Source organism: Bordetella muralis (genome assembly GCF_965139205.1).
In the GTDB taxonomy this organism is placed as follows: Bacteria; Pseudomonadota; Gammaproteobacteria; order Burkholderiales; family Burkholderiaceae_B; genus Bordetella_A; species Bordetella_A muralis.
Map to the genome: position 1 here is coordinate 1 of NZ_CBCSIU010000018.1, position 25,003 is coordinate 25,003.

Annotated in this window: 20 protein-coding genes; 8 read left to right on the top strand and 12 right to left on the bottom strand. The window is 59.0% G+C overall.

Annotation, left to right across the window (positions count from 1 at the left end):
* The coding region (locus ACNA0I_RS20755) for a hypothetical protein (protein ID WP_415807930.1) at positions 1–203 on the top strand (203 nt) is incomplete at its 5' end.
* Between the two features lie 406 nt (positions 204–609).
* The gene (gene rng, locus ACNA0I_RS20760; protein WP_415807931.1) at positions 610–2,073 is read left to right on the top strand and encodes a ribonuclease G; all 1,464 of its coding nucleotides are present in this window, start codon (positions 610–612) and stop codon (positions 2,071–2,073) included.
* 168 nt (positions 2,074–2,241) lie between these two features.
* Here the strand turns inward: rng and ACNA0I_RS20765 are convergent, their stop codons facing one another.
* On the bottom strand, positions 2,242–2,961 hold the full coding sequence (locus tag ACNA0I_RS20765; RefSeq protein ID WP_415807932.1) for a TerC family protein: 720 nt from the start codon (positions 2,959–2,961) through the stop codon (positions 2,242–2,244).
* Between the two features lie 326 nt (positions 2,962–3,287).
* On the bottom strand, positions 3,288–5,063 hold the full coding sequence (gene msbA / locus ACNA0I_RS20770; RefSeq protein ID WP_415807933.1) for a lipid A export permease/ATP-binding protein MsbA: 1,776 nt from the start codon (positions 5,061–5,063) through the stop codon (positions 3,288–3,290).
* Between the two features lie 129 nt (positions 5,064–5,192).
* Here msbA and ACNA0I_RS20775 point away from each other — a divergent pair, with 129 nt between their 5' ends.
* The 3 genes from ACNA0I_RS20775 to ACNA0I_RS20785 are packed head-to-tail and all read left to right on the top strand — an operon-like array spanning position 5,193 to position 7,167.
* Positions 5,193–6,104 (top strand): glycosyltransferase family 9 protein, encoded by a 912-nt coding sequence (locus ACNA0I_RS20775; RefSeq protein WP_415807934.1) that lies wholly within the window; start codon positions 5,193–5,195, stop codon positions 6,102–6,104.
* A 14-nt stretch (positions 6,105–6,118) separates the two neighbouring features.
* A complete protein-coding gene (locus ACNA0I_RS20780; protein WP_415807935.1) occupies positions 6,119–6,883 on the top strand; it encodes a YdcF family protein in 765 nt (254 codons plus the stop codon).
* Positions 6,884–6,885: 2 nt separating this feature from the next.
* A complete protein-coding gene (locus ACNA0I_RS20785) occupies positions 6,886–7,167 on the top strand; it encodes a YkgJ family cysteine cluster protein (protein WP_415807936.1) in 282 nt (93 codons plus the stop codon).
* 103 nt (positions 7,168–7,270) lie between these two features.
* Here ACNA0I_RS20785 and ACNA0I_RS20790 read toward each other — a convergent pair whose 3' ends face one another.
* From ACNA0I_RS20790 to dnaE, 5 genes are all read right to left on the bottom strand, one after another.
* On the bottom strand, positions 7,271–8,404 hold the full coding sequence (locus ACNA0I_RS20790) for a glycosyltransferase (RefSeq protein WP_415807937.1): 1,134 nt from the start codon (positions 8,402–8,404) through the stop codon (positions 7,271–7,273).
* Between the two features lie 9 nt (positions 8,405–8,413).
* On the bottom strand, positions 8,414–9,163 hold the full coding sequence (locus ACNA0I_RS20795; protein WP_415807938.1) for a glycosyltransferase family 2 protein: 750 nt from the start codon (positions 9,161–9,163) through the stop codon (positions 8,414–8,416).
* Complete coding sequence (locus ACNA0I_RS20800) at positions 9,160–10,011, bottom strand: polysaccharide deacetylase family protein (RefSeq protein WP_415807939.1); 852 nt, start codon at positions 10,009–10,011, stop codon at positions 9,160–9,162. The genes ACNA0I_RS20795 and ACNA0I_RS20800 overlap by 4 nt, the downstream gene beginning before the upstream one ends.
* Positions 10,012–10,115: 104 nt before the next feature.
* Complete coding sequence (locus tag ACNA0I_RS20805; RefSeq protein ID WP_415807940.1) at positions 10,116–11,216, bottom strand: glycosyltransferase family 4 protein; 1,101 nt, start codon at positions 11,214–11,216, stop codon at positions 10,116–10,118.
* Positions 11,216–14,707: a DNA polymerase III subunit alpha gene (dnaE, locus tag ACNA0I_RS20810; protein WP_415807941.1), complete on the bottom strand. Its 3,492-nt coding sequence runs from the start codon at positions 14,705–14,707 to the stop codon at positions 11,216–11,218. The genes ACNA0I_RS20805 and dnaE overlap by 1 nt, the downstream gene beginning before the upstream one ends.
* A 123-nt stretch (positions 14,708–14,830) precedes the next feature.
* Between dnaE and lpxO the strand changes: the two genes are divergently transcribed.
* Complete coding sequence (lpxO, locus tag ACNA0I_RS20815; RefSeq protein WP_415807942.1) at positions 14,831–15,730, top strand: lipid A hydroxylase LpxO; 900 nt, start codon at positions 14,831–14,833, stop codon at positions 15,728–15,730.
* 82 nt (positions 15,731–15,812) lie between these two features.
* On the opposite strand, the gene ACNA0I_RS20820 is transcribed toward lpxO, so the two are convergent.
* Both ACNA0I_RS20820 and ACNA0I_RS20825 read right to left on the bottom strand, forming a co-directional pair.
* Positions 15,813–16,826, bottom strand: a complete 1,014-nt coding sequence (locus tag ACNA0I_RS20820) for an ankyrin repeat domain-containing protein (protein WP_415807943.1) — start codon at positions 16,824–16,826, stop codon at positions 15,813–15,815.
* Positions 16,827–16,938: 112 nt separating this feature from the next.
* Positions 16,939–18,330, bottom strand: a complete 1,392-nt coding sequence (locus tag ACNA0I_RS20825; protein WP_415807944.1) for an L-serine ammonia-lyase — start codon at positions 18,328–18,330, stop codon at positions 16,939–16,941.
* A gap of 239 nt (positions 18,331–18,569) precedes the next feature.
* Here ACNA0I_RS20825 and ACNA0I_RS20830 point away from each other — a divergent pair, with 239 nt between their 5' ends.
* Complete coding sequence (locus tag ACNA0I_RS20830; RefSeq protein WP_415807945.1) at positions 18,570–20,231, top strand: Na/Pi cotransporter family protein; 1,662 nt, start codon at positions 18,570–18,572, stop codon at positions 20,229–20,231.
* 71 nt (positions 20,232–20,302) lie between these two features.
* Here the strand turns inward: ACNA0I_RS20830 and ACNA0I_RS20835 are convergent, their stop codons facing one another.
* Positions 20,303–20,833: a TetR/AcrR family transcriptional regulator gene (locus ACNA0I_RS20835; protein ID WP_415807946.1), complete on the bottom strand. Its 531-nt coding sequence runs from the start codon at positions 20,831–20,833 to the stop codon at positions 20,303–20,305.
* A gap of 188 nt (positions 20,834–21,021) precedes the next feature.
* Here ACNA0I_RS20835 and ACNA0I_RS20840 point away from each other — a divergent pair, with 188 nt between their 5' ends.
* The gene (locus ACNA0I_RS20840; RefSeq protein WP_415807947.1) at positions 21,022–22,566 is read left to right on the top strand and encodes an MFS transporter; all 1,545 of its coding nucleotides are present in this window, start codon (positions 21,022–21,024) and stop codon (positions 22,564–22,566) included.
* Positions 22,567–22,605: 39 nt separating this feature from the next.
* Here the strand turns inward: ACNA0I_RS20840 and ACNA0I_RS20845 are convergent, their stop codons facing one another.
* Positions 22,606–23,394 (bottom strand): dienelactone hydrolase family protein, encoded by a 789-nt coding sequence (locus ACNA0I_RS20845; protein WP_415807948.1) that lies wholly within the window; start codon positions 23,392–23,394, stop codon positions 22,606–22,608.
* A gap of 727 nt (positions 23,395–24,121) precedes the next feature.
* Entirely contained in the window at positions 24,122–24,967 is an 846-nt protein-coding gene (locus ACNA0I_RS20850; protein ID WP_415807949.1) for a ZIP family metal transporter, read from the bottom strand.
* Positions 24,968–25,003: the final 36 nt, after the last annotated feature.

The following is a 25,003-nucleotide window of genomic DNA, read 5'->3' on the forward strand; positions in this document are numbered from 1 at the left end:
GTTTCGTTGTTAAAGAGCGGGTCCTGCACCTGCGTCGCTTTCGCTTCGCATCTGCTACTGTGTCAGCAGCAGAGAAACGAGATTATGAAGGCTTTTTTTCACGCTGTCAAATCGATTTATTTCGCCGATCTGAACTCTTCATCACCTCACAGCCACCAGGTCGCCCCAGCCGCTGCCTCGGTCATTCGGGATATCAGGGTTAACCCTAACCTCACCAACTGCCGAGCCCGAAATATTAACACACTTTTTAAATTCGGTGCAACTAGATCTCAAACAATCATCATCGCGGGAATTTACTGCGTTACCACTTCGGCCCCACCGCCTGATCCCGTCTCAATCGAAACTGCGTTTCGTCTGAATTCGTGTTCAAGCAGCGAAGGAGCGAGACTATACACGATATTTTAAGGCGTTGGCAAATCGGCCGATAAATCTGCAAATAATTTGGGGACAAGGCTGATTCGGACTGATTTCCGCGCCGTTTTGTCCTGTACAACCGGGGTGCATCGACCATATCAGCCCATCTATTCACTATAAAGCGATATAAAGCTCGGCAGCCCTCTGTCACCGTTTACTATTCAAGTTGAATCCACGATAACGCGACCTGAGCTTATGAGCGAAGACATCCTGATCAATATCACCCCCTTTGAAACACGGGTTGCCCTGGTGGAACAGGGCGCAGTACAGGAGTTGCACGTAGAACGCAGTATTCAGCGCGGACATGTGGGAAATATTTATCTGGGCCGTGTGGTGCGGGTGCTGCCCGGGATGCAGAGTGCCTTTATAGAGATAGGCCTGGAGCGCGCCGCTTTTATTCATATAGCGGATCTGCGAGAGAACCGCAGCGAACGCAGCCAGGGCCTGACCCCTACGCCTATCGAAAAGCTGTTATTTGAGGGTCAGACCCTGATGGTGCAGGTGATCAAAGACCCGCTGGGCACCAAAGGCGCCCGCCTTTCGACCCAAATCAGTATCGCCGGCCGTATGCTGGTGTACTTGCCGCATGACCCGCATATTGGCATCTCGCAAAAGATTGACTCGGAGGCCGAGCGGATTCAATTGCGCGAACGCCTGCAGGCACTCATCCCTGAGGACGAGAAAGGTGGCTTGATCGTACGTACGCAAGCCGAAGGCGCCACGGACGATGAGCTGAGTGCGGATCTGGAGTACCTGCGTAAGCTCTGGGCGAGCGTACAGGCCGCGGCTCGCAGCAATCCCGCCCCCGCCCTGCTGCATCATGATCTGACGCTCGAGCAACGCGTGCTGCGCGACATGGTTGGCGTCAATACGGGAGTCATCCAGGTAGATTCGCGCACGACGACCACCTCACTGATCGAGTGGGCTCGTCTCTATACGCCATCGGTGGCGGACCGTATTCAACATTACAGCGGCGAGCGGCCGCTATTCGATACGGCCAATGTGGATGCCGAGATCGCACGAGCCCTGTCACGCCGGGTAGATCTGAAATCAGGGGGATACCTGATTATTGACCAGACGGAAGCGCTGACCACCGTGGACGTCAATACGGGTGGCTTTGTGGGTGGCCGTAATTTCGATGACACGATTTTCAAGACCAATCTGGAGGCGGCTCAAGCTATTGCTCGCCAATTGCGGCTGCGTAATCTGGGGGGCATTGTTATCCTCGATTTCATCGATATGGAGGATCTGGAGCACCGCGAAACGGTGTTGGCCGAACTAAAAAAGGCGCTGGCGCGTGATCGCACCCGTATGACGGTAAACGGATTTACCCAATTGGGGCTGGTGGAGATGACGCGCAAACGCACGCGGGACTCGCTGGCGCATCAGTTGTGTGAGCCCTGCCCCATGTGCGAGTCGCGGGGGAATGTGCGCACGGCCCGTACGGTCTGCTATGAAATCCTGCGTGAGATTTTGCGCGAAGCGCGTCAGTTCAATCCGCGCGAGTTCCGTATTCTGGCCTCGCAAAATGTCGTGGATCTGTTCCTGGAAGAAGAAAGCCAGCATCTGGCGATGCTGGGGGATTTCGTCGGCAAGCCCGTCTCGCTGGAAGTCGAGACGGCTTATTCGCAAGAGCAATACGACATTATCCTGGTTTGAAGGGCATCGTTTCTCAGCGAAGCGGGTCTGACCAGTGGCCGCATTCTGGGACATGGACAGGTTGACCGTACCCACACAAAGACCGATATAAAACGATTTTGCTCTCAATAGGCGGAGCTATTTTGAAGTCTGACTGAGCCTGGCCGGCTCCGGATATATTAGTTACGTTTAAAGCAAGTCACGCGACTTTTGCTCCCGCCTGCGGTGGTACGCGGCCAGCCGCTTGCCCACGGCAACGACAACGAATGCACCCGCCAACTCTGCGGCAAGCTTGGCCGCTGTAGTGGGCTGCCCCAGGCGCTGCACAAAGTAGCTGTCTGTGATGAACATGCCGCCCGCAATCCACCCTAGCAGCCCTGCCCCGAACGCAACCAACAGGGGAAAACGGTCTATCAGCTTCAGTAATAGGGTGCTGCCCCAGATGATGATGGGCACGCTGACAAGCAGGCCAAAAATGACGTAGAAGATCTGGTGGTCGGCATGGGTATTTTCAGCAGCCCCCGCAATGGCGATGACATTGTCCAGACTCATCGCAAAATCCGCCACGATGATGGTTTTGACTGCCGTCAGCACAGACGCCGTACTTTGGATCTTGTCGTGGCTGCCGGATTGAGGGACCATCAATTTGATGCCGATCCAGAGCAGCAGCAGGCAACCGAAGACTTTGAGAAACGGCACGCTCAGTAAGGCCAAAGCAAAACTGATCAGGACGACGCGCAGCATGACGGCGCCGGCGCTGCCCCATAGAACGCCCTGCATGCGCTTGTCCGGGGGCAAACCGCGACAGGCCAAGGCAATCACGACGGCGTTATCGCCCCCCAACAGGAGATCGATAAGGATGATTTGAAATACCGCCCCCCAATGAAGGGTCTGCAGAAACTCTAGCATTGGCGTACCCGGATCTGTATAGATATTGCCAGAGACATCGACGTGCCAAGGCTTCGTCCGCACTCAGGGCAACACAAGGGCGCTGTCATGGCGGATTCCCACCATTGCAGCGGAATCAGATCAGTTTACCTTCAGCCAATTGTCAGGACACGTCAACGCACAGACTTCACGGTGCGTGTGACGCCAAGTTTGCTGTCATGGACGGGGAAACGGCGGTTGCCGGCAGGGCCACAGCATCCAGGGATGGGCACCGAAGTGTATCGGCCATCGACCGGCACGACACGCGGTGAACCTCGGATGAATGGCTCACCGCGCGAAAAAGCGAGTCAGTCCTCGCGGAATTGCATGTTGTAGAGCGAAGCATAGAGGCCCTGGGCTGCCAATAGCTCGGCATGCGGGCCTTGCTCAACAATACGGCCGCCATCCAGAACGATGATGCGGTCGGCGTTTTGCACGGTGGAGAGACGATGTGCAATCACCAGCGTGCTGCGGCCGCGCATGAGGCGCTCGAGCGACGCCTGAACTTGACGTTCGGACTCGTTATCGAGTGCCGAAGTCGCCTCGTCCAGAATCAGGATAGGGGCATTTTTAATCAGCGCGCGGGCAATCGCCAAGCGTTGACGTTGCCCACCCGACAAGCGGGCGGCATTTTCGCCGACGGCACTGTGCATGCCCTGCGGCAGGCCATCGACGAACTCGAGCAGGTTGGCAGCGGCCAACGCATCGCGTATCTGTTCGTCGCTCGCCTGCCCTAATGCCCCGTAACCCACGTTGGCGGCGATGGTGTCGTCAAATAACACTACGTCCTGACTGACCAAGGACAAATGGGAACGCAGGCTGCGCAACGTCAGTTCATTGATCGGTACATCGTCGATCAGGATATCGCCCGACCCCGGCAGGACGAAACGCGGCAGCATATTGGCCAGTGTGGTCTTGCCGCTGCCTGAACGTCCGACCAAGGCGACAGTCTGCCCGGGTTCGATCTGAAAGGAAACGTCGTGCAAGGTGTCGCGCTCGGCATCGGGAAAGCGATGCGTGACCTGACGGAACTCGATGCGCCCGCGCACCGGCTCGGGCAAGGTGCGTTTGCCGGTATCGACTTCGGGCTCCTGATCGATCAGGGTAAAGACGCTCTCTGCGGCCACCAGCATTTTCTGCATTTTGCCGGCGAGGTTGGTCAGGCGTTTGATGGGGTCGAAAATCTGGGCCAGCGCAGCCATAAAAGACGCAAAGCTACCGACGGTCAGATTGCCGTGATTGGCCTGGCTGAGCGCTACGGCGATGATGGCAGCCACAGAGATCGAGATGCAGACCTGGGTCAGCGGCGTCATGGCAGCATCGGCCGTGGCAGTCCGCATGGCGAAGCGGCGCAAACGCGCATTCACGAAAGCAAAACGGCCGCGCTCGGCCTCATAGCCGTCGAACAGCTTGATGACGCGCTGGCCATTGATACCCTCGCTGGCGACACGGGTCAACTCGGCGTTCATATTGACCGTTTCGCGATTGATGCGACGCAGGCGCCGAATGAAGGTACGCGCAATCAGCACAGAAACGGGCAACATGACCAGGATGATCAGCGTCAACATCCAGGACATGTACAGCAGCACGCAAATCAACGCGATCACGACGAGCGTTTCGCGTACCAGGACGGTGAGCACATCGGTGGCGTAGCCAGTGACGTTGCCGGCGTCGATGGTAAAGCGATTGAGCAGCCGGCCGGTATCGCCGCGCTTGAAGTCCGCATCGGGCAACCCCAGCAGCCGCTCGAACATGTCACGGCGCATGCCGAGCAGGACATTATTGGCCACCCAGGCCAACAAGTAATCGCTGAAAAAGTTACATACTCCCCGCAAGAAGATCAGACCCACCACGGCGAGGGGGATCGCCCACACGTAATACGGCTTGGTGCCGGCGAAACCCTCATCGAGCAGGGGCTTCATGATGATGGCCAGCGTCGGCTGCGTGGCGGCGGCGCCAGCCATCAGCAAGATAGCCAGCAGCAGGCCCTTCCAGTAGGAACCGACGCGGCTGTAGACGCGTTTCCAGAGTTCGGACTTGACCGGATGAGATCCAGCGGGTGCGTGACGTGCGTCAGAATTCAAGAGGGGGCTCGCTTTTATACAATTGTGCTCGGGATTGTACCGTTCGACCGTTCCAAGGAACCGAAGTTGCCCACATCAGAGATTTCTTGCCTGTATGTCCGCCTGCCCAATTGGGTCGGCGATGTTTGCATGAGCCTGCCTAGCCTGGCCCTGCTGAGCGCAACTGGCTTGCCAGTTGTCGTCTGCGCACGCCCCTGGGCGCGCGATTTGCTGGACGGTGTGGTCAAACATGACTTCATCCCCATGAAGGGCCGTCTGAAGGAGGATTACCGCGCCGTGCGCGACCATCGGCGCAATTGGGGGGCGGCCGCGAAGCGAGTGCGGGGCGTGACCCTGCCCGACTCTCTCTCGAGTGCTGCGACGTTTCGGCTGGCCGGAATTCCCAGCGCCGGCTATCGGGACGATGGACGCAGCCTGCTATTGCGCTGGCCGATTGCCAAGCCGGACCCCAGCCTGCACGCCGTGCAATCCTGGTATTACCTGACACGCAGCGCTTTGACGCGTTGGGGACTGCCGGCAGGTACGGAACAGCCCGGTCCAACGCTGAATTTACCCATCACGGCCGCCCAGCACGAGGCAGCAGATGCGCTGTTGCGTGAAGGCGGCCTGACAGCACAGCGTTTTGTGCTGATTGCCCCCACGGCCACCGGCCTGCACAAAGGCAAGGTTAAAGTCTGGCCACATTTTGATACGTTAACGCGTGCGTTACAGGCACGTGGCCATACCGTGGTAATGTGCCCTCCTCCTGCCGAGGTTGAGCAAGCACAGCGCAATGCGCCGACCGCGCGTCTGCTGCCTGCCACCCCTCTGGGAGCGTTTGCCGCGTTGACGACTCGCGCCTCATTGGTGATATGTAATGATTCTGGGGTATCGCATATCGCCGCGGCCGCCGATGCATCGCAACTGACGCTATTTGGTGTCACCAGTCCAGGACGTACGGGCCCCTGGTCACCGCGTGCGGTTTGCCTTGGATCGGACGGGAACTGGCCCGCTGCCGACGAAGTCGAACGTGAAATCGGCGACCTGCTGCAACCTGCTTGACCGGATTTTTTTACATGACTTTTACGACTTACCTGGCCAACCTCATCATTCCGCAGAATCTCTGCGTAACTTTGGTCGTTCTGGGTTTGGTACTGGGACTGTTTCGCCTGCGCAAGACGGGCGCAGCCCTCGCTGCCGCAGGTGTCATCTGGTTGGCTGCCTGGTCACTGCCTGCGACGTCGATATGGTTGGGAGGCTCGCTCGAGGCTCGCTACCCGCACCTGCCTGCGGCAGAACTGCCAGTCGCCGACGCCATTGTGGTCTTGGGCGGCAACACGGCGAATGGCCGAGCCAACTGGTTTTTACCCTACGATAAGGACACCGCGATCGTGCGGGTGGATACCGCCACGAATCTGTACAAGGCCGGGCGCGCGCCCAAAGTGGTCTTGTCGGGTGGGGCGCTGGAAGGCGATATCAGCGAGGCTCGCGGCATGGCCTATACGATGAAGCAACAAGGCGTCCCCGAGAGCGCCCTGGTGCTGGAAAACGCCAGCCGCACGACCTATGAAAATGCCACGCAGACCGAAGAGGAACTGAAAGAGCATGGATTCAAGCGCATCCTGCTGGTGACTTCCGCGCTGCATATGCCGCGCGCGATGGCCGCCTTTTCCAAGCAAGGCGTGTCCGCCATTCCGGCCTCGACACCGCCACAGATTTTCTTGCCGCCCGATGGGTCGGTGACGCCTTGGTTACCGCATATGCGAACGCTCGATGCCAGCCGCAGCATTATCAAGGAATATGCCGGCCTGCTCGTGTATTGGTTGCGGGGATGGGTGTAAACGTGGGTGCCGCCATTGAATGCCGTGCAGGGTGCGGTGCATGCTGCACGGCGCCCTCGATTTCCAGCGCGATTCCAGGCATGCCGCACGGCAAGCCGGCGGGTGTGCCGTGTATCCAACTGGATGACATGATGCGTTGCCGGATTTTTGGCCAGCCTGAGCGGCCATCCTGTTGCTCGGGCCTGCAGCCCTCGTTGGAAATGTGCGGCCGGGATCGCGATGATGCACTTCAGTGGTTGGCGCGCCTCGAGCTCGAAACCTCGCCACTGAAGCATCCCGTGTGATGGCGCCCTGATCAGCGGATTAACGGCATACCGAGATGGTAGCGGCCTGCCACGATGAGAACCGCTGAGAGATAAACATCGTCAACACGTCTCTGGTGTCAACTCAAGCCGACACGGTATTTCGATAAACGTCCAAGGTCGCACGAGCAAAATCGTCGAGACCAAAAAAGTCGACGGCACTACGCCGCGCTGCGGCGCCCATGATGGATACCCGGCTGGGATCTTGCAACATCACGGTCAAGGTTCGAGCAATAGCGGGAACATCGCGCACAGGCACGATCCAGCCATCTTCGCCGTCTCGCACATTTTCCGGCAGGCCGCCCGCATTGCTTACCAATGCAGGCAAGCCCAGCGACATCACCTCTCGACAGGCATACGACAAGGCTTCGCGATAGGAAAGCACGAAGCCGACATGGCAGCAGGCCAGCGCATCCCGGACGTCGTCCAGCAAGCCAGGGAAAAAGACCTGGTCCTGCATGCCTGCCGCGCGTACGCGTGCGCGCTTGTCGTCATTCGGGAGATCGCCTGCCACGAGTATGAAAATGCGTTCGCGCAGATCTGCAGGGAGACTGCCTGCAGCATCGACCAGATCGAGCCATCCCTTTGCGTAATCGGTGCCGCCAGCGCTACCAAGCAGCAAACGACCGCGCCACGAGGGACCGAAATAGTGATCGCGCAGCGTTTCTACCGAGGATTCGGCGTCCGGAGACTGCGTAACATCAAGCGGAGCAAAATAATCGGTATCGATGCCATGCCGGATCGTAGTGATCGGCACACGCCGGTATGGCGATGCCATCACCATAGTCCGCACAAAGTCGCTGACGGCAATGACATGATCCGTCGCCATGGCAGCCCGCATGCGATGGCCCAAGGAATCCAGCGGGTGATCGTTATGCTTGGTGAACACGACGCGCGGACGATGGCGCATGCCGATCAATGCGAGCATGACCTGCTTATGGTCCGCCGAACCGTTGACGTGAATGATGTCGTAACGCTCCTGCGCAATCAGACGCCTCAATGCCGCGCGTTCGCCAAACCAGGATGACAGCCGCGTCGTGAAACGCATGCCAACGGTGCGCACACCGGGAATGGCGCCTGCATAGCGAAACAGCCGGCTCGTATCCGGCGCAGCCACGGTGATCTCATGATCACCCGCCAGCGCTTTTGCCAGACTGGTGATGTAGGTCGTATGGCCGCCGCCGTTACGCGGGTGGAAATTGGTGTAAAGGATCTTCACTGCAGAGAATTATTTACCCTGGTCAGACAGAAAGCTGAGCTTGGCGTAGCGAAAAAAACTGCCTGCCGCTGCCGTCACTGCCAGCACCAAGCCGTGGCGTCCGTCCAGAAACCCTCGACGAATCAAATAAATACGCACAAAAGTCCAAAAGCCATGTCCCAGTGCGCTGAACACCGTCGCCCGTTTGCCACGGGCGTACATCATTGCTGCGGCATCCGAAGAATAACGGTTGACCTTGTTGATCAGCGCATCCAGATTGGGATAAGGATAATGTTCGAAATGCCCCTTCAGTTGCAATACGGGGCCTTGCGGCACGACACGTTCGTGTACTGCAGCATCGGTAAAGCGCCCGGTGCTGCGCTTGAACAAGCGCAGCACATAGTCGGGCCACCAGCCACTGTGGCGAATGAAACGGCCACAGAATTCCGACAACCGAGGGATGTCATAAGCGTCGGCCTTCGGTGCCGCGAGTACTGCCTGGATCTCGCGGGCCAGCTCGGGGGTGACGCGCTCGTCGGCGTCAATGGACAGCACCCAATCGCCAGTGGCCAGATCAAGCGCACGATTTTTCTGTGGCCCGAATCCCGGCCAATCGGGCGTGATTTCGACGCGTGCGCCAAAATCGCGCGCGAGCTCAACGGTATTGTCGGTGCTGCCGGAATCCACCACGATGAATTCGTCGGCAAAGGCCACCGATTCCAGGCACCCCACGATGTGCTTGGCCTCGTTTTTGGTGATGATGATGACCGAGAGCTTCATTTGCGATTCCTCAGCCGTCTTTTCCACGCTTTCCAGGCGTGATAACGCGGGCCCACGATGGGATGACGGGACATCCAGATGCGGCGGTTCAGCCAGGATCCGCCGAGGTTGCGCACCGCAAAACGATAGATGTGCTCGGGATTGGTGCCCGGCAGGTTTTGACCCAAGGCATCGGTGGTGTACAGATGTTTGAAGCCCGCCTCGCGGGCCATCTGTACGTAGTCGTCGTCAAAATAGCCTTGTGGCCAGCACAGATGATCACTGACGTCACCCAGCTGGTGGACGAGGGCCGCACGGGAATCTGTTAATTCTTGGGCAACGTGCTCGCGCTTGGCAGCGACGTCAGGGCCGCATTCCTTGTCCCAACGAGTATGGGTATGCGTATGGGAATGCACCTCGAAGGTCCCGGCCGCCAACATCGCGCGCACCTCACTCCAGCGCAACATCACTTCGTCAGTGCGGCCTTCGGCGACCAGGCGTTTGCTTTCATGATGATCGGGCGAATGCGGCACGGGTAAGCCCTGCCCCTCGTAAGGCCGCACGTCTCCCTGACCGAGCCAGCCTGTAATCAGAAACAGGATGGCTTTCATGCCATGGCGTTGCAGAATCGGATGCGCGTAGGTCCAGTTATTCAGATAGCCGTCGTCAAAGGTGATGAGAACGGATTTTTCCGGAACGGTGCCGCCGGCCAGATAATCGGCGAACTGCTGCGCGCTCAGCGAGGTATAGCCTGCGCGGGCCAAGCCTGCGATCTGTTGTTCGAACACCTCGGGCGTCACGGCAATCATGCCGCCAGCCGGGTGAACGTGGTGATACATCAGGACGGGAACGTTGGGCGCGTTAGACATGCGGGTTCACTCTTGAGCACGTTACGCCAGAACGGCGCGGCTGCTGGGCTGGGCCGCATGACCGTTGGTGCGGGTCGCGGACGCGAGATCACTGGTGACAGGGTTCACGATCGGCGCTCCGCCAACCATTTACGGTATACCGCCTCGGTGTTCTCCGCCAAACGCGCGGGAGAAAACACGCCCTCTTCCCACACCATGCGACGGCCGGCTTCGCCCATTTCGCGGCGCAGTTCGGGGTTGTCGATCAAGCGCTCCAACGCGCTTTGCAATGCGGCGTGATCATGCAGCGGCACCAGGATGCCGGTCACGCCGTCGCGCATCATTTCGGATACGCCGCCGACATCCGTACCAATGACCGGCAGGCCTGCGGCTTCGGCCTCGACGTATACCGTGCCGGACGCCTCTTGTTCGGTGGCCAGCGCAAACAGATCAAAGCCCGCGAGCAGGTTGGGCACATCGCGCCGCGTCCCCATCAGGTGGATGCGGTCCTGCAGGCCCAGTTCCTGAATGTAGGCCTGGGTGTTTTCGAACGTCGGCGAACCAGAGCCCACGAATACCATGTGCAGCTTGGGCCGTGTCGCCATCAAGGGGCGCATGGCATCGATCAGGCTCTTATGGCCTTTGGCTGCGCGCATCACGGCGACACAGCCCACGACGATATCGTCCTCGGCCAAGCCCAACTCGCCGCGCAATGTCGAGTGTTCGACAGGCGGCGGCAGAACAACGGGGGAATACAGCGTGGCGGTATGTTCGGCCGGCACACCCCGGCTGACCAAATAACGGCGCACATATTCGCTGACCGTGGTGACGCGATGCGGCAGCCAGGTGTAGGACAGCATGGATCCGACTTTACTGGCTAGATGGCGCGTGCGCACGATGAGCGGCGTACCGGCCAAACGTCCCGCCGTGCCGGCAATCAGGGTATCGATACGGCTATGCGTATTGACCACATCGTAATTGCCCTCCAGCAGAATGCGCCGCACGGCGACGACACCCTGCAGATATTTGACCAGGCCGCCCATGGGCACGGTATGCACCGTAAACCCCGCGTCACGCAGACGCGGTACCAACTGGGCTTGCGGCTGGCAAACGGCCTCGATGTGATGGCCGCGCGCGCGCATAGCATGCATTTCCTTGAAAATGCGGTGTTCTTGCCCGCCAAACGCGACGGCCGCCTCGGAGTGGAGTATGCGTAGCGGTTGCATCAGTAGGTCACCTCTACCCCGTCAGGATTAGCCCAGGCGGTCAGGTTGTCAAGCAAGGTATCGGCCATGCGCACACGCCATTCCTCACCCAGCCGTACCGTGCACAAGAAGTTGTCACGCTCGTAAATAATATCAACGGGCACGCCAGGAACGCCATTTTCGGGCTCGGCCCGGAATGGGTTGAGCATCTGGTAGAGGCGTTTGGCGTCGGCCTGGCCGTTGAGCTTGACGCGTAGCGATTTGGCGCGCGCCTCGCGAGCCAACTGCAAATCGTAAAGCTGATCCGCCACGATGCGCATGCCGCCCGAATAATCGTCATTGCTGACTTTGCCCTGGACGATGATCAACTGGTCTTCGCGCAGGCGGGAACGGTGTTTTTCGTACAGCTCGTTGAAGACGGAAATTTCCAATTGGGCGGTGCCGTCATCGAGAACTGCGAATACCATTTTGCCGCGTCGGGTCATCATCGTGCGCACGCCCGCCAACACGCCGCACATCCATTGCAAATCTCGCTGTGGTTCGATACGTGCAAGCTGCGTAGGCACGATGCGGCGGACTTCGTCGCGCCAGTGATCGAACAAATGGCCGCTGAAGTAATAGCCGAGCGCGGATTTTTCCTCGGTCAGCTTGGCATGCAGGTTCCACGGGGCGACTTTGCTGAGTTCGCCTGCGACCACGTCGCCGCTGTCGTCTCCAAACAAGGAGGCCTGATTCGCGCTGCGAGCAGCCTGCTCGGCGGCGTCCATCGCGGTGCTGACCGAGGCCAGCATGGCCGCGCGGTTGGGCTCGATGGTGTCAAACGCACCGGCGCGAATCAAGGCCTCGATCGTACGCCGATTCACGGCATGCTTGTTGACGCGCCGACAGAAGTCGAAAAGATTTGCAAACGGACCATCTGCCTGGCGTGCACGCAGGATTTCTTCGACGGCGCCCTGCCCTGTTCCTTTGACTGCCCCCAGACCATAGCGCATGGTGCGCGGCGGTTTGCCCTGTTTGGTGTGCTCGTCTTGAACAGGCTCGAACCGGTAACCCGACGCGTTGACGTCGGGCGGCAGCACCAACACGCCGTTTTCCTGAGCATCGCGGCAGAAAATCTGCACTTTGTCCGTGTCGTCCATATCCGACGACATCGTGGCGGCCAAAAACTCGGTGGGGTGATAGGCCTTGAGCCAGGCGGTCTGATAGGAGATCAGCGCATAGGCCGCCGAGTGCGATTTGTTAAAACCGTAGCCGGCGAATTTTTCCATCAAGTCGAACAGCTTGACGGCCAGATCCGGGTCATGGCCCTTTTCCTTGGCGCCCTTTTCGAACAACTCGCGGTGCTTGGCCATTTCCTCGGGCTTTTTCTTGCCCATGGCGCGGCGCAGCAGGTCTGCGCCGCCCAGCGAGTAGCCGCCGATGATCTGCGAGATCAACATCACCTGTTCTTGGTAGACGATGACCCCGTAGGTGCTTTTCAGCGTGTTTTCCAGATCGGGGTGGAAATAATCCACCGCCGCACGTCCGTGTTTACGGTTGACGAAGTCATCCACCATCCCGGATTCCAACGGACCCGGCCGGTAGAGCGCCAACATAGCGATGATGTCTTCGAAGTTGCTGGGCCGGAGCTTTTTCAACAGCTCTTTCATCCCGCGCGATTCCAGCTGGAACACAGCCGTCGTGTTGGCATCGCACAGAATTTTGTAGGCAGCCTGATCGTCGAGCTCGAGCGACATGATGTCGAACTCGCGCTTGGATTCATTAAACTGGCGTACATAGCGCACGGCCCAGTCCAGAATCGTCAAGTTTCGCAGCCCCAGAAAGTCAAACTTCACCAGGCCCGCAGCCTCGACGTCGTCTTTATCGAACTGCGACACCGCGCTGTTTTCCTGGCCCGGCTGGCAATACAGGGGGCAGAAATCGGTGAGTTTGCCCGGCGCGATCAGCACCCCGCCAGCGTGCATGCCGATGTTGCGGGTCAAGCCCTCCAGGGGCTGGGCCAGGTCGACCAGCGCGCGGACTTCTTCTTCTTGTTCGTAGCGTTCTTTGAATGCCGGCTCGTCCTTCAGCGTGCGGTCGAGCGACCACGGATCGGCCGGGTTGAACGGAATCAGTTTGGACAGGCCATCGCAGAACAGGTAGGGCATGTCCAGCACCCGCCCTGCATCGCGGACAACGGCTTTTGCGCCCAGCGTACCGAACGTCGCAATCTGGCTCACGGCGTCGCGGCCGTATTTCATCTTGACGTAGTCGATGACGCGTTCGCGATTGTCCTGGCAGAAGTCGATATCGAAGTCGGGCATGGATACCCGCTCGGGATTCAGGAACCGCTCGAACAGCAAGTCGTAGCGAATCGGATCCAGATCGGTAATGCCCAGCGCGTACGCCACCAGCGAACCCGCCCCCGAGCCCCGGCCCGGGCCGACTGGCACGCCGTTATTTTTGCCCCAGTTGATAAAGTCCTGAACGATCAGGAAGTAACCCGGAAAGCCCATCTGAATGATGGTTTTGCATTCCCAGCGCAGGCGCTCGTAATACTGCTCGCGCTTGGCGTCGCGAACAGCCTGGTCGGGAAACAGGAATTCCAGGCGCTTTTCCAGGCCAGCCTCGGAGAGCTGCACCAGATAGTCATCCAGAGACACGCCCTCGGGCGTGGGGAAAATAGGCAGCCGTGGCTTGCCCAGCACCAGCGTCAGATTGCATCGCTTGGCGATTTCGACGGTATTTGCCAGCGCCGAAGGCACATCGGCAAAACGCCGCGCCATTTCCTCGGAGCTGAGCAGATACTGCTCTTTTGTGAAGCGGCGCACACGGCGCGGATCGGCCAGGATCTCGCCCTGGGAGATACATACGCGCGCCTCGTGAGCCTGAAATTCGCTTTCGTCCAGAAACTGCACGGGATGCGTGGCCACAACCGGCAGCCCAGCCTCGGCGGCCAGGCGCATGGCAGCCTGGGTATAGGCCTCATCGCCATCGGCACCGCTGCGCTGCAGCTCGATGTAAAAAGCCCCGGGGAATAATTGCCCCCATTGCCGCGCCAGCGACAACGCCGTGGCGGCATTGCCCGCATCCAGGGCATGCCCGATATCGCCGCCCCGCCCCCCGGAGAGCACGATCAGCCCCTCCCGGCCTGCCAGCCACTCACGGCGGATTTCGGCACGGCCTCTACCCTGATTGGTCAAAAAAGACTGAGTCAGCAGCTCGCAGAGGTTCAGATAGCCTTTGTGGTTGCGTACGAGCAACAGCAAACGGAAAGGCTTGTCGGGGTCATCGTCGTTGGTCAGCCAGACATCGCAGCCCGCAATGGGTTTCACCCCCTTTCCACGCGCGCCTTTATAGAACTTGATCAGCCCGAAAATATTGGACAGATCCGTGAGGGCCACGGCTGGCTGGCCCAGTTGAGCGACCCGTTTGATCAGGTCGGGCACGCGCACAATACCATCCACCACCGAGAACTCGGAATGGACGCGCAAATGGACAAAGGCAGGCTGGGAGATAACGGCTTCAGACATGCTCGGAATTGTACCTAGTCGGCCGTCTGGGCGGGTACGCCAAGCCCTCACTCCGTCATATTTTGCCAAGCTATGAGAAAATAGGTTGTCTTTTACCGATTGGCTCACTACGAGCTGTGCGTTATGAAGTGGCTGATTCTTGTTATCTGGCTGGCCTCCATCCTGTTTGCACATTTTCGGGGCCGTGTGCGTCTGCGTCTTTCTCGGCAACTGTTAGACCAGTCCGCGCTGCTCGCGCCAGTCAATGCATTTATGGTGCTGTGTTCCCGTGTGCCGACGACTCCCTATCTGCCCTCGCGCGAGATTCCCGAGTTGCAGATGCTGGATGACAACTGGGAAGTCATTCGTGACGAAGCACTGAAAATGGCCGAGCTGCGCCGTATCAAAGCCGCCGAGAAGCATGACGACATCGGCTTTAATTCGTTTTTCAAATATGGGTGGAAGCGGTTTTATCTGAAGTGGTATGACGCCCGTCACCCCTCGGCCGAGGAACTGTGCCCTCGTACCGTCGCCATTCTGAAAGGCCTGCCTAAAGTCAAAGCGGCCATGTTTGCCGAACTGCCCCCGGGCGGCAAGCTCAACAAGCATCGTGATCCTTTTGCAGGATCACTGCGCTACCACCTGGGCCTGACTACGCCCAATGATGACAGATGCCACATCATCGTCGACGGCGAGCCGTATAGCTGGCGTGACGGTGAAAGCGTGGTGTTCGATGAAACCTATGTCCACGAAGCCCACAACCGGTCTGACGCCAACCGCATCATTTTGTTTTGCGACATCGAGCGCCCGCTGAAATGGCGATGGGCCGAGGCATTTAACCGGTGGTTCGGACGCGTCGTGATGTCGGCGGCCAGCTCGCCGAACGATGGCGGCGATCAGACCGGCGCCATCAACAAGCTGACGCATGCACACTGGGTCATCGATCAAAAGCGCAAGCAGTTCAAGGCGTGGAATCGTACGGTGTACAAGATCGCCAAAGTGGTGCTGATTGCACTGGTGGTTGTAGGATTTCTGGCGTTGTAGCCATCCATTTTGTCACCACACAGGGAACAAAAATGACATGGCGGGCAGAGATATCTCTGCCCGCCATTTTTAATCACCAGGTTTACTTGATGCGGGTGGCTGACGCCGACTTGTCAGTAACAGTTTCCCCTGACGCGGAGTACACGGGCTGATTGGCACCCACAACGACGTCTTCAATGGGTTCGTTGTCTAATTCCCTCTGGTTATACGAGCGTTCTCCAGCTTGGACGTCAGTCTCGACGATAGCGTTAGCCGAACCTGGCAATAAACTTAGCGCATACGACAACGTGTCTGCGATGGCTTCCCATGTGAGAGTCGATGCCTTCAGCAAATCGGCGCGGAAAGCATCACCAAAAATGCTACCAAGATACGCCAACATATCAGCTTGGCTAACCTGCAACGCGCACTGCACGGGATCATCGCCGTCTAAACTCTGCTCTTTGGCAATAGCGAGAGCGGTTTTCCCGTAAACATCCGTAGACGTCTTGTCCGCACCGGCGCCCACCAGCTCAGGAACGAGCGCGCAATTTTGCATCAACGCAACATGATGCAGTGCAGTACGCCCTTCGACATCTTTCGCATTGAGGTGCACCCCGTGACGACACAAATAACGCACCATGTCCGATGAATAGCTGTTTTTAATGCAATGCATCAACACCGTGCATCCGTCTTTGTCACTGACGTTGGGATTGGCGCCGCGTTTGAGCAACGCGTCCATCATGCCGGAGGATTGAGGACGCTTGGAAAGCAAAAGCAAAGGCGTCTGCCCGTCCTTGCCTGGGGCATCGATCAGCTCCTGAGGCACTTTATAGATCAGCGCCGTGACCTGATCCTGTATGTTGATCTTGGGATTCTTTATGAGATAGACCAATAGCGGCTCTTTAGTACGTGGCTCCAAGCTGCGCAGAACCGATTCAGGGATCAAATCCTGCTCTATCCAGCTATTGAGTGTTGATGCATCCTCCTGGAACAACGCATCGTAAAACTGTTCGACGGTAACGGTGCCGCCTGCGTTGGCGGATTGAAGATTGTCAACCTCGACGGGCCCGCCGGGAGTTATCGGGACGTTAGGAGTAATGCCAGAATGAATGGTCATGATTGTCGTGCTCCGCTAGAAATCCAAAAAACAGACTGGTTACAGGCCGTTAAGTAACTATGGCTTTCTATTGGTTCCACGTGCATCCAGCGCCGAGCGGCGCTCTATCCCTTCAGCACTCGACGATGTTCACCGCTAACCCCCCTCGCGCGGTTTCTTTGTATTTGGTTTTCATATCGGCGCCAGTTTCGCGCATGGTCTTGATGACTGAATCCAGCGAGACATAATGTTGGCCATTTCCACGCAGCGCCATGCGAGCCGCGTTGACGGCTTTGACAGAGGCCATGGCGTTACGCTCGATACAAGGGATCTGGACCAGACCGCCCACGGGATCACAGGTCAAACCCAGGTTGTGTTCCATCCCGATTTCGGCCGCGTTTTCGACTTGGTTCACGGAACCGCCCAGCACAGCCGCCAGCGCCCCGGCCGCCATGGAGCAGGCGACGCCGACCTCGCCCTGGCAACCGACCTCGGCACCAGAGATCGAGGCGTTGTATTTGTATAACAGGCCTATCGCTGCCGCCGTCAACAGAAAATCGCGGGCGCCCTGGGCGTTGGCGCCCGGGACAAAGCGGTCGTAATAGTGCAGTACGGCCGGGATAATGCCCGCCGCCCCGTTGGTGGGCGCCGTCACCACGCGGCCGCCCGCGGCGTTTTCCTCGTTGACGGCCATGGCGTACAGATTGACCCAGTCCATGACGGACAAGGGATCGGACAAGGTACGCTCGGCCCGCTGTGTCAGGCTGCGATATAGCTCGGGCGCACGGCGGCGTACCTTCAGCGGACCGGGCAAGTCACCATCTGCTTCGGGGTAATTGATGCCGCACCCACGGCTGACGCAATCCTGCATGACTTGCCAGATGCGATCCAGCGCGGCGTCGACCTCGGCCTGGGTACGCCACACGAGTTCGTTGCGCATCATCAACTGCGCCACCGTACAGGACTCGGCGTGGCACATCTCCATCAACTCGCGGCTGGTGCGAAAAGGAAACGGCAACTGATCGTGTGCTGCGATGATCTGGCTATTCGGTGCGCCTGCGGTCACCACAAAGCCACCACCCACCGAAAGATAACGGGCTTCGCGCAGGGAATGGCCCACCGCATCGTAGGCATGGAATTTCATGCCATTAGGGTGCTCGGCCATGGCCTCACGGCGATAAAACAGGATGTGCTCTTTCTCGATAAAAGGCACGGAAAAATGACCCAACAACGCAAGAGACTCTTTCGTGCGCACCGACTGCAGCAGCCCCGCAATCGCTGACGGGTCCACGGTGTCGGGAGCCTGCCCCATCAGCCCCAAAATGACGCCTTTGTCGGTACCGTGCCCCTTGCCGGTCGCCCCCAGGGACCCGTATAGCTCTACCCGTACCGAGGCCACCTGAGACAGCAGTTGATCCCGCTCCAAGCCCTGGGCAAATAACAGCGCGGCACGCATCGGTCCCACAGTATGAGAGCTGGATGGCCCAATGCCGATTTTAAAAAGATCAAAAGCGGAGACTGCCACGGTTAACCTCTGTAAAAGGAACGATGAGGATCATATAGACATGATACGCGGAGGACAGCGGTCCCCATCGACAATGCTGGTCAAACTGGGGACAGAGAGATAAGGTATTAGTACAACAAGCTGGAATTCCCTGCTTGATGACGATTTCCCTTCGCATCCGGCCGTGCGATCATTGGACATGACAGGTTTGTTTCAATCCAGATCCAACGGCCCGTGGCGTTGATTTTTTCAGGCTGACTATGTCGGGACTCATACCCCTCCTCGATTTTGCGGGATACGTGGCGCTGCTGCTGTGGGGCGTGCACATGGTGCAGACGGGCGTACAGCGAGCGTTCGGTGCGGCCTTGGGTGCGGCGCTGGGGCGTGCCCTGGGAACGCGATTACGGGCGTTTTCGACGGGATTGGGGATTACTGCCGCATTGCAGAGCAGTACGGCAACGGGGCTGATGATCACGGGTTTTGCAGCCGGGGGCCTTGTCGGCCTCGCGCCCGCGTTGGCCGCCATGCTGGGGGCCAACGTAGGCACGACTCTGATTGTGCAGTTGCTGTCATTCGACCTGACCGCGCTGGCCCCCATCCTGATTTTGGCGGGGGTATGGATGTTTCGCCGTTACCCGCCGGGGCGTACCCGTGACCTGGGCCGGGTATTCATAGGTTTGGGATTGCTATTGCTATCACTGCATCAACTGGTGGAGCTATTCGCTCCGCTGCAGGACGCGCCCTTGCTCGAACAGATACTGGATGCATTGGGCACGCAACCCGTCGCCGCAGTGCTGCTGTCCGCGGCATTGACCTGGGCCGCGCACTCGAGTGTGGCCATCGTCGTGCTGATCATGTCGTTGTCGGAGCATCATTTGGTCTCGCCCGCACTCGCGTTGGCACTGGTGCTGGGCGCCAATCTCGGCACGGCCGTCAATCCGATGATCGAGGGCGTCACCGGCGACGACCCAGCCGCCCGTCGCCTGCCGCTGGGCAATCTCCTGACGCGGGTTGTCGGTGTGGTGCTGGGGTTGTTGTTGCTGCCATGGCTGCCGGGCTGGATGGGCTGGCTGGAGAGCGACAATGCGCGCCTGGTGGCGAACTTTCACACCGTGTTCAACGCCATGATCGCCTTGATTTTCCTGCCGCTGCTGACACCGTATGCGGCACTGCTGACGCGCTGGCTGCCGAAAAGAACAGATCCCAATGACCCCGCCCGGCCCCAGTACCTGGACGAATCGGCACACGATGTGCCAGCGGTTGCCTTGGGAAACGCCACGCGCGAGGCCCTGCGGATGGCCGATATGCTGCAGACGCTCTTGCTCTATGCGCGTGCAGGCTTTAAACGCGATAACCGCCATCGTCTCGTGCAGGCGCGCCAATTGGATAACGCCGTGGACAAGATCGAGACGGCGATCACCACCTATCTGGCCTTGCTGGACCGCGAAGACATGACCCGCGCCGATACTCAACGGCTGGACGATATTCTGGCCTTTGCCAGCAACATTGGGCACGCAGCGGACATCACGCATCACGGCCTGCTCAATCACATTGCCCGTTTGCGCAAACAAGGCTGGGTTTTGCCGCCGGAACAACGTCAGCAATTGGACGAAACGCTGGCTCGCCTGATTGCCAATCAGCGCGAGGCGGCCGCCCTGTTCATTAATGATGATGTGCGCCAGGCGCGCGAATTAGCAGGTGAAAAATCGCGTTTCCGGGAGCTGGAAATGCAGGAATCGGAAGCGCATCTGCAGAAAATCAAATCCGGGCAAATCGATGCCGCAGAAATCGGCGCGCTGTACTTGGATATTCTGCGTGACATGAAGAGCATCAATTCGCACTTGGTGGGCGCGGCCGCCTATCCATTGCTGGCGCGGCATGGCGAATTGCTGCCGAGCCGGCTGCGCGAGGCAGGGAATTGATCGGGCCCCAGCCACGATGCTGACGCGGACTCGCGCGCAGGCCCGCTTGATATCGACGGGCCCCATCAGCCTCACAGCAATTGCTGCAGGTCATCAAACATGGATTCCCACTCGGCCTCGTCGACTTCCATAAAACCGAAGAATCGCAGCATGAACGCGCCCTCTGTCGCCAGAAATGCCAATCGGGCGCGCTTGCCCTCTGGCGTGGTGGCATCGAGCTTGGCAATACGCTCTCGATACCATTTGCGCGTGCTGACCAGGTGCTCGGGCGTTTGAGCCAGGGCCGCCAGCAAGCTGGCTGATTTGGCGCTCGCCTCGTCGGTGCGCCGGGTCGCCGCGACATGGGCCCGCACGGCATCCACAGGATCGGTGCTGCCAGCCATGGTCTGAGCAAACAATCTGTCGTAGGACGCGCCCCAGCGCGTAAACAGCGCGTCCACCAGGGCGTCTTTGTTCCCAAAGCAGTATTGCACCCCGCCTTTGCTGATACCCACGGCCTTTGCCACGGCGTCGATGGTCAAGCCTGCCGCGCCCGAAGTTTCGATAATGGCCTCGGCGGCGTCGAGCAGCTGTTCACGGTCTACGGTACGGGTTCGGCCCATTGTTACTCTTTTTTCAATACATACGTATGGAATTAAATTATAATCCCGTTCATCATCCGGCACCAGGCTGGATGCCGTTCAGGTCCCACATTCTGGCGCATGTCCTGCCACAGGACGCGATCGCCCCAGTCTGCCATGGGTAGGCCTGCTATTTCAACGGCATCGCCTTAGTCCCGGCGGGGCAACCCATGTCGTCTTTGCATACCTCATCATCACACGCGTTGCGTTGGCTCATCCTGGCCATTGTGTCGGTCGATCTGTTCTTGATTGTGATCGACATGACCGTGCTCTACACGGCACTGCCGCATCTCACCCTGGCCCTGCAGGCGACGGCGTCTGAGAAACTGTGGATCGTCAACGCCTATCCGTTGGCTGTCGCGGGCCTGCTGCCGGGGATGGGCACCCTGTCCGACCGCTATGGGCCGAAACGGCTCTTTGTAGGCGGTATGGCGATATTCGGTATCGCTTCGCTGTTGGCGGCCTACGCGGCCAATCCGGAATGGCTGATGGGCGCCCGCGTTCTGCTGGCGGTAGGCGCGGCCATGATGATGCCCGCCACGCTCGCGATTATTCGTCATACGTTCCAGGATGCCCGTGAGCGGGCGATCGCCATCGGCATCTGGGCGGCAGTCGCGTCGGGCGGCGCAGCGTTCGGACCGGTCGTGGGTGGGGCGCTGCTGGAGCACTACTGGTGGGGATCGGTGTTCCTGATCAACGTGCCGACGGTGTTGATCGTGTTGCCGTTGGCACTGTGGTTTATCGACGATCACCGTAGTGGCTCCACCCGGATCTTTGACCTGATAGGTTCAGGGCAAATCCTGGTCGGCCTGGTCTGCTCGGTGTTCGCCGTCAAAGAGCTCACCCAACGCGCGCCGTCTTACATCCTGGCGTTGTTGGCGGGACTCCTCGGCGCCGTCTTTCTGCTGCTCTTTGTCAAACGACAATTACGCACGAAGGATCCGCTGATCGACCTGCGGTTATTCCGCAATCGCAAATTCAGCACGGCTGTGATCGTGGCGCTCGCGGCGGCGATCGCCTTTGCGGGCATTGAGTTGATTTATAGCCAATGGCTGCAGTTGGTCCGTCAAATGTCGCCGTTGCAGGCTGGATTATTCATTTTGCCTGCACCGCTGGCTTCGTTCGTCGCGGGGCCGATCGCGGGCTTGTTGATACCGAGGCTGGGCGAAAACCGCGGCATGTGGCTGTCGATGCTCGTTGCCGGGCTCGGCGCACTTGCGTTGGTCGGCACGCATCAGATGGCGCCGGTCTGGCAACTGGTGGGCTTGACGATCATGGGTCTTGGGCTCGGTATGGCGCTGACAGCAGCATCAAGCTCGATCCTGAGCAATGCGCCCGCTGATCAGGTCGGCATGGCGGCATCGGTCGAGGAAATGTCCTTCGAATTGGGTGCCGTGCTCGGTGTCGCGATCATGGGCAGCCTGGCCACTGCGGTGTATGGCGCTACCTTGATATTGCCCGACAACAGCATGCTGCCTGCGGTGGTGTATGACAGCCTGGACGAAGCCCTCGCCGTCGCGGCGACGTCGGCGCCAGCTGTTGCTGCCATGCTCGCCGAGCGTGCACGCGCATCGTTTGACTATGCGCTGCTGGCTGTCATGGCAGCCACGGGAGGCCTGTTGTTGATCACGGCCTGGCATACATGGCGCAAGCGGACCGACCCCGCGCCACAAGACAAAACACAGATACCGCGCGAGAGTCACCTGATGCCGTGACCGAACACGGCATCAACCGCCGACCACGCTATCCGATCATCATAGATAACGTTCGAACCACGTCAGCATGCGCTGCCAGCCGTCACGAGCATCGACTTCGCGATACATGGGACGATAGTCTGCGAGAAAACCGTGGTTGGCTTCGGGATAGATCACGATTTCCGATGCCCGTGCGGCTTCGTTGCCGCTGGCCAATACGGACCGTAGCGCTTGGACCGTATCGAGCGGAATGCTGGCATCCTGGCCGGCATACAGGCCGAGCACAGGCGCATGCGTATTCGCGGCCACGTCCACGACCATTTGTTTGATCAGGGGGCCGTGGCCGGCAGCGACCTTGCCGTACCAGGCGACGCCGGCTTTGACGGCGGGATTATGCGCGGCATACATCCAGGTCAAGCGGCCGCCCCAGCAAAATCCGGTGACGCCAACGCGCGAGATATCGCCGCCATGTTGGCCGGCCCATTCGATGCAGGCATCGAGATCGGCGTAGACCTGTTCGTCCGGGACTTTTGCAACGATGTCGGAAATCAGTTTGGGAATGTCGGTGTATTGCGACGCGTCGCCCTGGCGTTGATACAGATCGGCGGCAATGGCCAGATAACCGGCTTTGGCCAGGCGGCGGCAGATGTCTTTGATGTGTTCGTGCACACCGAAGATTTCTTGTATGACCAGAACGACGGGCAGATCCTTTTTCCCTAGCGGTGCGGCGTAATAAGCAAAGATGGTGCCGTCGTGCACGGGTAGATCAATGCCGCCCTGCTCCAGGCCTTCGCTATCGGTGTGAATAGTGGTGGACGTGGGCTGGCCGGCTGCGGGGGCAAAACTCATGACGGGACTCCTATGCCAATGACCGGGCCGATCTGGCTGGTCTCAAGAGTGAATGTACTTGGCGGTGGGAGTGGGTGCAAATGTCGGGGGGGTGGTGAGTGCCTTCGTAATACGGGTGAAGTGGTTTTGCTTAGGGATGGCTTATTTGCCGGTAGATGGCTGTTTTTTGAGGGGATTAGATAGTTTGCTGGCGGCGGATGGCGTTCTTTAGGCGTTCCGCAGGCGGGGCAAAGCGCGATGCCGGCCTAATCGCAACGGCTCGGCNCANNACCAGGGGCCTCGGTCCNCTNCGNGGACTNCCCGTCGCTCAAAAGGCCGGCATCGCGCTTTGCCCCGCCTGCGGAACTCGCAGAAATGAAATGCATCGGTCGTTAAGCGATTCGTTGGTCACCACCAATGACCTCGGCAAATCAGCATCCGTGGTCTGCCGTCCTTGCGAGCCGGTGTGCCGCGTGCGTAGGCTGCGCCGGCCCGTTGAGCGGCGGGTAGTCCCCGAAGGGGACCTCGGCGCCTGGTGTCGCGCCGAGCCGCTGCGATAGGGCCGGTGCAGCCTACGCACGCGGCACACCGGCGTCTTAAGAACTCCGCCCGCTGAACATCGAGGCACCCAAAAGCGCCACACTGAACATCTGCATCATATTAAGCATGCTCAACCAACGCTGATCACAGGCGCATTAAAATCCGCAGGGCAAGGGACGAGCATCTGAACAAAGACCTTTGGCCCGCATCAATGTGCGTGCCCAGCCTCATGATGTTCCTCGTGCACGACGGTATGGTTGTGCCCGCCATGTTCATGCCCATGGTGCATGAACGAGGTCACGCCGTAGATGACCGCAACGCCGATCCCCACGAGCACCAACTGAGGGATCGCATCGGACAACGCGCCTCGTTCATGCATCTGCGGAATCAGATCCGACACGGAGATATAGAGGAAACTGCTCGCGGCAATGACCAGAACATAGGGAACCAGATCCTGAGCCTGCTGCAAAAGGAAATAGCCGATCACCCCACCCAGCGCAGTACATAAGCTGGTAAACAAGATCAATATAAACGCCTTGCGCCGCGCCAAGCCCGCATTGAGCAACACCACAAAATCACCCAATTTGTGCGGCACCTCGTGCACGATGATCGAGGAGGCCGTGAGTACGCCCAGGATAGGATCGGTGAGAAAAGCCGCCGCAACCAAGACGCCATCGCACAAATTGTGCAAAGAACTGCCAACCAGGATCAGCACGCCCCCGCGTCCCGCCTCGTGGCGATCATGTCCCTTGTGATGATGATGGCCATCACCTTCGTGGTGGTGGCTGTGCCGCAGCAAGGCGATTTTTTCCAGGACGAAAAATCCCAGCAGCCCCGCCAAGAGCAACGCAAATAGCGTGTGTGCATCGGCATCTGCTCCCTCGAAGGCCTCGGGCAGCAAATGCAACAGCGCAACGGACAGCAATACCCCAACCGAGAGGCTGACCATGTGGTGCAGGTACTTGCTGAAAACGCGGTACGCCAGCCAACTGGCGATAGACACAGCGATCAGGCCGCCGGCGACGGTGGCCAGCAAGATCCAGAGGAGCAGCATGGGAAATGAGGCAGAAAGGAGGCGTAAAGTAACATT